Annotated in this window: 2 protein-coding genes and 2 pseudogenes; all 4 read right to left on the bottom strand. The window is 69.7% G+C overall.

Features of this window, described 5'->3' with window-relative positions; translation table 11 throughout:
* A pseudogene (locus tag DBR34_RS02755) lies at positions 1 to 1,885 on the bottom strand (phospholipase C, phosphocholine-specific); the annotation flags it as partial.
* Positions 1,886 to 1,902: 17 nt separating this feature from the next.
* Positions 1,903 to 4,158: pseudogene (locus tag DBR34_RS02750) on the bottom strand (TonB-dependent receptor); the annotation flags it as partial.
* Between the two features lie 180 nt (positions 4,159 to 4,338).
* A complete protein-coding gene (locus tag DBR34_RS02745; RefSeq protein ID WP_219928200.1) occupies positions 4,339 to 5,169 on the bottom strand; it encodes a PHB depolymerase family esterase in 831 nt (276 codons plus the stop codon).
* 204 nt (positions 5,170 to 5,373) lie between these two features.
* The coding region (locus tag DBR34_RS02740) for an efflux RND transporter permease subunit (protein WP_146186762.1) at positions 5,374 to 6,265 on the bottom strand (892 nt) is incomplete at its 5' end.

The following is a 6,265-nucleotide window of genomic DNA, read 5'->3' as shown; positions in this document are numbered from 1 at the left end:
CCGCCAGTGCCACCTTGCCCGGGTTGTGCAGCCACAGCCGCAGGCGGTCGCCGTCGCGGTCGATGCGCGCCTGCAGCGGCGCGGCGGTGCCGGGCTGGCCGCGGTAGCGCCGGTGGAAGCCATTGGGCCCAAGCAGCCACAGGTCGTAGCCACGCCGGTCATCCATGGCCCAGCGCGCGTGCTGTGGCATGCCCGGGGCCAGCGTGTAGCGGCGCGGGATCGCCCCCAGCTGCAGGCGGTCGTAAACATGCAGTACCGCGGCCGCGCCATCGCAGGCGAGGTCGAGGCGTACGTGGTCGTCGTGCAGCGCGATATCGGCCTGCGGGCGATACGGCAACGCGCGCGCCGGGCGCACCCCGGGTTCCTGCCGCGCCGGCTGCAGGCCCTCGGGCAGCACCGGCACGGTACGGCCCGGCAGGGCCGCCGCGCGTGCGGCTACCGCGGCCGTGGCCGGCAGTGAGGCCACGAAGGGCCGCGTGTCGCGCTGCGAGAAATCGAATGCGCCGGTGAGGTCGCCACACACCGCGCGGCGCCACGGCGACAGCGCCGGCGCGGCCACGCCGAAGCGGCGTTCGATCAGGCGGATCACCGAGGTGTGGTCATACACCTGCGAGTCGACCCAGCCGCCCCGACTCCACGGCGAGATCACATACAGCGGCACCCGCGGACCCAGCCCGTATGGGCGGCCGCGCAGGTCCAGCGGATCGGACTTCTCGTTGCCTGGCGACGGGTGCTGGTGGTATTCGCCGTCGGTGGACACCGACGATGCACCGGCCCAGCCACCGGTCGCCGCGTCATCGCGCGACGGCGGTGCCGGCGGCGGCATGTGGTCGAAGAAGCCGTCGTTCTCGTCGAACATCAGCAGCAGCGCGGTGCGGCTCCACACCGCCGGGTCGGCGGTGAGCGCGTCCAGCACGCGCGCGGTGTAGGCCGCGCCCTGCGCAGGGCTGGAGGGGCCGGGATGCTCGCTGCCGGCGGCATCGGCAATGATGAAGCTGACCTGCGGCAGCTGCCCCTTCAACACGTCCTCGCGCAGCTGGGCCAGCCCGCGCGTGCTCACCCCGCGCGCGCGCAGCGCCGCATCATGCCCGGGCGCGCCGCGCCAGGCCTGGCGGAACGGTGCGAAGCCGGCCAACGGGTTATCGGTGAAGTTGTCGGCCATGTCCTGGTAGATCTGCCAGCGCACGCCGGCCTGCTGCAGGCGTTCGACGTAGGTGGTCCAGGTGTACGACGCCGGGTGGCCGCCCAGCTCGGGAAAATTGTCGTGCGAGTTGGCCACGGCCGGGCCGCCCGCGCGGGCGTGCGGGTCGTTGTGGCCGGTCCACAGGAACAGGCGGTTGGGATTGGTGCCGGCCTGCATCGCGCAGTGGTAGGCATCGCACACGGTGAATGCTTCGGCCAGCGCGAACTGGAACGGCATGTCGTCGCGGCGGAAGTAGCCCATCGCGTGGTCCTGCTTGGCGGCCGGCCAGTGCGCCATGCGCCCGTGGTCCCAGGCGCGCTGCGCGTCGGGCCAGGTGTGCGGGGTGCCTTCCACGCGCATCAGGCCGAACTGTGCAGCGGTGTCCAGCGCGAACGGGGTGATGCCGCGCGTGCCAGCCGCATTGGGCTGCAACCACAGCGTGCGCGGCGGTTGCCCGGGCGCCAGTGGCGGGGCCGGCGCGACGAAGCGGTCACCGAACCCGCGCACACCGGGCAACGTGCCGAAGTAGTGGTCGAACGACCGGTTCTCCTGCATGAACACCACGATGTGCTGCACATCCTCCAGGCTGCCGCTGCGTGCATGCGGGGCGATCGCCGCCGCCCGCGCGATGCTGGGCAGCAGCGCGGCCACGCCGGCCCCCAGGCCACCCTGCAGCAGGCGGCGGCGTGCGGGGTCGGTCAGTGGCGGCCGTGCTGGACTCACAGGTCGACCCGTACCGACACGCCCACGGTGCGCGGCGCGCCGATGAAGGCCGAATTGCTGCCATCCACGCCGGCCAGGTACTTGCGGTCGGTGAGGTTGCTGACCACCAGGCTGGCGCCCACGCCCTTGAGCTTCGGCGACAGGCTCTGCAGGTCGAATCCGATGTTGGCATTGAACACCGTGGCCGACGGCAGCTTGGCGGTGTTGGACGCGTCCAGGTAGCGCTCGCCCAGGTAGCGCCCGGAAATGCCGGCATTCCAGCTGTCGCCCTGCCAGTCGGCCGACACCACCAGCACGTGCTTGGGCTGGCCGATCACCTGGGCACCGTCGACGATGCCCAGCTCGGTGTCGCGCGCGGCGTTGCCGCTGCCCAGGTACTTGGAGCGGTTGTAGGTGTAGGCCCCATTGAGGCGCCAGCCGTTGTCCCAGCCGTAGCCGAGCGCCGCTTCCAGGCCGGTGCTTTCCACGCCCCCAAAGTTCTCGTAGACCCCATCGGTTTCGTCCAGGTAGTCGATGCCGTCGGCCAGCCGCGCAGGCAGGTAGACGATGCGGTTGTCGAATTTGATGTTGTACAGGGTCAGCGAGCCGGTCAAGGGCCAGCGGCTCACGCGCAGGCCCAGCTCGATGTTGTCGGCGGTTTCCGGTTCGACCCGGGCGAAGCGCTGCGCGTCGGTTTCACCGAGCACGCCGGAGGGAATGGCAGCGAAGTTCTGCGAGTAGCCGCCGAACAGTTCCAGGCCGTCGACCGGCAGCGTCCAGGTGGCACCGGCCGACAACAGCGGGTCGGACCTGGAATCCGAGCGCACGCTTTCGGCGTTGCCGATCACGCGGTTGCGCTTCTGGTCGACGAAGAACTGCTTGACGCCCACGCGCGCACTGAACGGGCCGAAGCGCGCCACGTCTTCCACGTAGTACATCTGCTCGCGGGTCTTGTACTGGTCTTCGAACTGCACCCAGTACGGCTGGTGGTCGAAGCCGATGTCGGTGCCCACGTTGAGCAGGCGGTGCCAGTCGCGGCGCACGCTGCGGTCGTACTGTTCGACCCACACGCCGCCGCGCACGGTGTTGTCCACGCTGCCCAGGGTCTGCTTCCATTCCACGTCGGCGGTGGCACCGGCGCGGTCGTTGTCGTAGTGCGAATGGCGGTAGGACTGCACGCCCTGCACGCCGGCGGCGTAGCAGTTGGGGTCGTACTCGGCACTGAAGCCGGCGCGCGGCACGCAACCGGCGCGCATCTGCGCGGCGCTGCCATCGGGATTGACGAAGTAGAACTGGCCCAGCGCGCTGCCGCCATACACGGTGCTGCCGCCCAGGTACTCCGATTCCGGCCGGCCGGCGCCATCGTTGCGCGCCTGCACCAGGTACGGCGGCAGCCAGTCGCCGCGGCCTTCCATCTTGTGCGCGTAGCCGGTCAGCGTGGCCTTGAAGCCGTTGCCACTGTCGAACGCCCCGCGCAGGTAGCCGAAGGTGTTCTCGCGCAGCGCGCGCGAGCCGGAGCGGAAATTCTGGTCCAGGTAGGGAATGCCGGTGAGGGTGCCGGTGAGGCCGTCGCGGTCCGGGTTGGTCGCAAACGCCGCCGGGGTGACGCTGGTGTACTCCGGTTCGTCGGCGTCGTTGTAGGAGGCGTAGCCGCTGAGCGTCCAGCGGTCCAGCTCGGTCACGAACTTCGCCGCCAGGTTGTCGTTGCTCACATGGCCGGTGCCGTCGATCCAGTCGTTCACGCGCGCCGAGGAAGCGCTCACCCAGGCGCGGGTGTGGCCACCGAGCAGGCCGGTGTCGTAACGCACGTAGTACTTGCGCGCGTCGTGGTCGCCGCCACCGACCACCATGCGCAGCCGCTGTTCGGCCAGCGGGTCGCCGGTGAGGAAATTCAGGGTGCCGCCCAGCGCTTCGTTGGAGCGCGAGGAGATGTCGGCGGTGCCCTGGCTGACCTCGACGGTCTCCAGGTCCAGCGTGTCGATGTAGCGGTTGGCCAGAGAGCCGCCGCCGTAGCCGGAGCCACCGTTGGGCAGGCCGTCGATGGTGGTGCCGATCTGCTGCGTGTCGCGGTTGGTCACAAAGCCGCGCATGCTGATCTGCGTGCCCCACACCGACGAGCCGGTGGCGTCGGCTTCGCTCACCACCACGCCCGGCAGTTCATTGAGCGCGTTGTTGACGCTGCTGATGACCTGCTGGCGGTTGAGGGTTTCCTGGCTCACCGTGGTCTTGGCGTAGCTGGTGGCCTGGCCGATCACCTGTACCTGGTCCAGCGTGCGTGCGTCGTCGGCCGGTGCGGGTTCTGCGGCCATGGCCTGTACGGCAGCGGTGAGCAACACAGCAAGCAGGGAAACACGAGGGGCGTGGCCGGAAGCGCGCATGGGTCGACGGGGGTAGTGGAGGACCGGCGGAGTATTGGTGCCCGCAGTGACTTCCCCATGACATTGCGCTTGCAGTTAGTGCGGGGCCGTTTGTTTCTGCTGGAACAACCAGTCGCGCCACCACGTGCCGGGCACGATGTCGGCAGGGGGTTGATGCGCCAGGCCGTGGTACTCGCGCAGCACGGCGTGGCCACCGCGTGCGCGGAGCGCGCGCACGAAACGCCGGTCGGCCGTGATCGGGTTCTCTTCGTCGGCATCGCCATGCATCGCAAGCACCGGCACCTGGATGTACGCCGACGCGGCACTGTCGGGTGGGGCGATGCCGGCGATGGACACGATTGCCGCGAACCGGTCCGGTGCCAGCGTCGGCGACAGCCACGCCGCCGAGCCACCCATCGAGAAGCCCACGGCGTAGATGCGCGAGGTGTCGACCGGATGCGTTGCCGCCACGTGCCGCACCAAGGCCAGGGCCGCGTGCAGGGTCGGTGCCGCCGTGGCGGTCTGGTCTGCGGCGGCAGGGCCGTAGTGGGCGCTGCGCCCGGCGAACTGCGGCACCAGGACGTACGCGGGGTAGCGGTCGCGCGTGGCAGGCATCGCCCAGCTTCTGGCAAGGCGATCCAGCTGTGCGGCGTTGTCGGTGCCGATGCCACCCGAGCCGTGCAGCTGCAGTACCAGGGGGTAGCGCTGGCCCGCCCGCACGTGGCGCGGCGGCAGGATGCGGTAGGGAAGCACCGTGCCGTCGGCAGCGGTGAAGCTGCCGCGTGCGAACACCGCGGTATCCACCGTGGCCACGGCATCGGCCGCCAGTGGGCCGACGCCCGTCACCGGTGCATTCGCGACCGGCGCATGCGCACAGGCCGCGAGCGCGAAACACATCAGCAAGGGGGCGAAGGTACGCAGATGCATGGCGAACGAATAACCGGTCAGGGCGTGCACCCAGTGTAGCGGCGCCGCACGGACGAGCGCGCTGCGCCCGCCACGGCATTTCCGCATGCCACCCACACATCCTGCTCATGCCACCGCGAGCGGTGGCGCGCGCTTACTCGCCTGGGCTGCATCGGCATGACCGGGGTGATCGAAGCGGACCGCGCAGCCACCCATGGGGTGGCTCTACTCCGCGTGCCCGGCCACCGCGTGCGTCGAGCGGCGACGGAACTTACGCGACAGCCATTCGCCCAGGTCGTCCATCACCGTGAACGCGGCCGGGATCACGATCAGGCTGAGCAGCGTGGAGGTGATCAGGCCGCCGATGACCGCAATGGCCATCGGTGCGCGGAAGCTGGAATCGCCGGCAAAACCCAGCGCGATCGGCATCATGCCGGCGCCCATCGCCAGGGTGGTCATGATGATCGGCTGGGCACGCTTGCGACACGCATCGATCAGCGCATCGTGCTGGCTCATGCCATGCTCGTCTTCGGCGATCACCGCATAGTCCACCAGCAGGATCGAGTTCTTGGTGGCGATGCCGATCAGCATCAACAAGCCGATCAGCGCCGGCAGCGACAGCATGTTCTGGGTGATCAGCAGCGCGCCGAACGCACCACCGGCACACAGCGGCACCGCGGCCAGGATGGTGACCGGCATCAGCGCATGGTTGAACAGCAGCAACAGCACCATGTAGATGCAGATCAACCCGGCGGCCATCGCCAGCATGAAGCCGATGAACAGTTCGACGAAGACCTCGGCATCGCCGGTGTTGAGGAAACTCACCCCCGGCGGCAGCTGCTTCACGCTGGGCAGCGCCTGCACCTCGGTCATCACCTCGCCCAGCGGGCGGCCGTTGAGTTCGGCGGTGAGGGTAACGTTGCGCTGGCGCTGGTACCGCGAGATCTGCGACGGCCCGCTGCCCTGCTGGATGTCGGCCACCGCCGCCAGCGGCACCGGCCCGTTGCGGCCGGGCACGCGCAGCTGCCCGATCAGCGCCGGGTTGGCCAGCGTGGCCTCGGCAAAGCCCACCCGGATCGGTACCTGGCGGTCGGGAAGGTTGAGCTTGGCCAGGCGC

This window comes from Stenotrophomonas sp. HMWF003, from assembly GCF_003061285.1.
Taxonomy (GTDB): domain Bacteria; phylum Pseudomonadota; class Gammaproteobacteria; order Xanthomonadales; family Xanthomonadaceae; genus Stenotrophomonas; species Stenotrophomonas maltophilia_AP.
This window is presented reverse-complemented; position numbering and strand designations above follow the sequence as displayed.

Bases quoted from the DNA above. Each gene is read 5' to 3' on its own strand.
- DBR34_RS02745 (WP_219928200.1), bottom strand. From the start codon at position 5,169: ATGCATCTGCGTACCTTCGCCCCCTTGCTGATGTGTTTCGCGCTCGCG.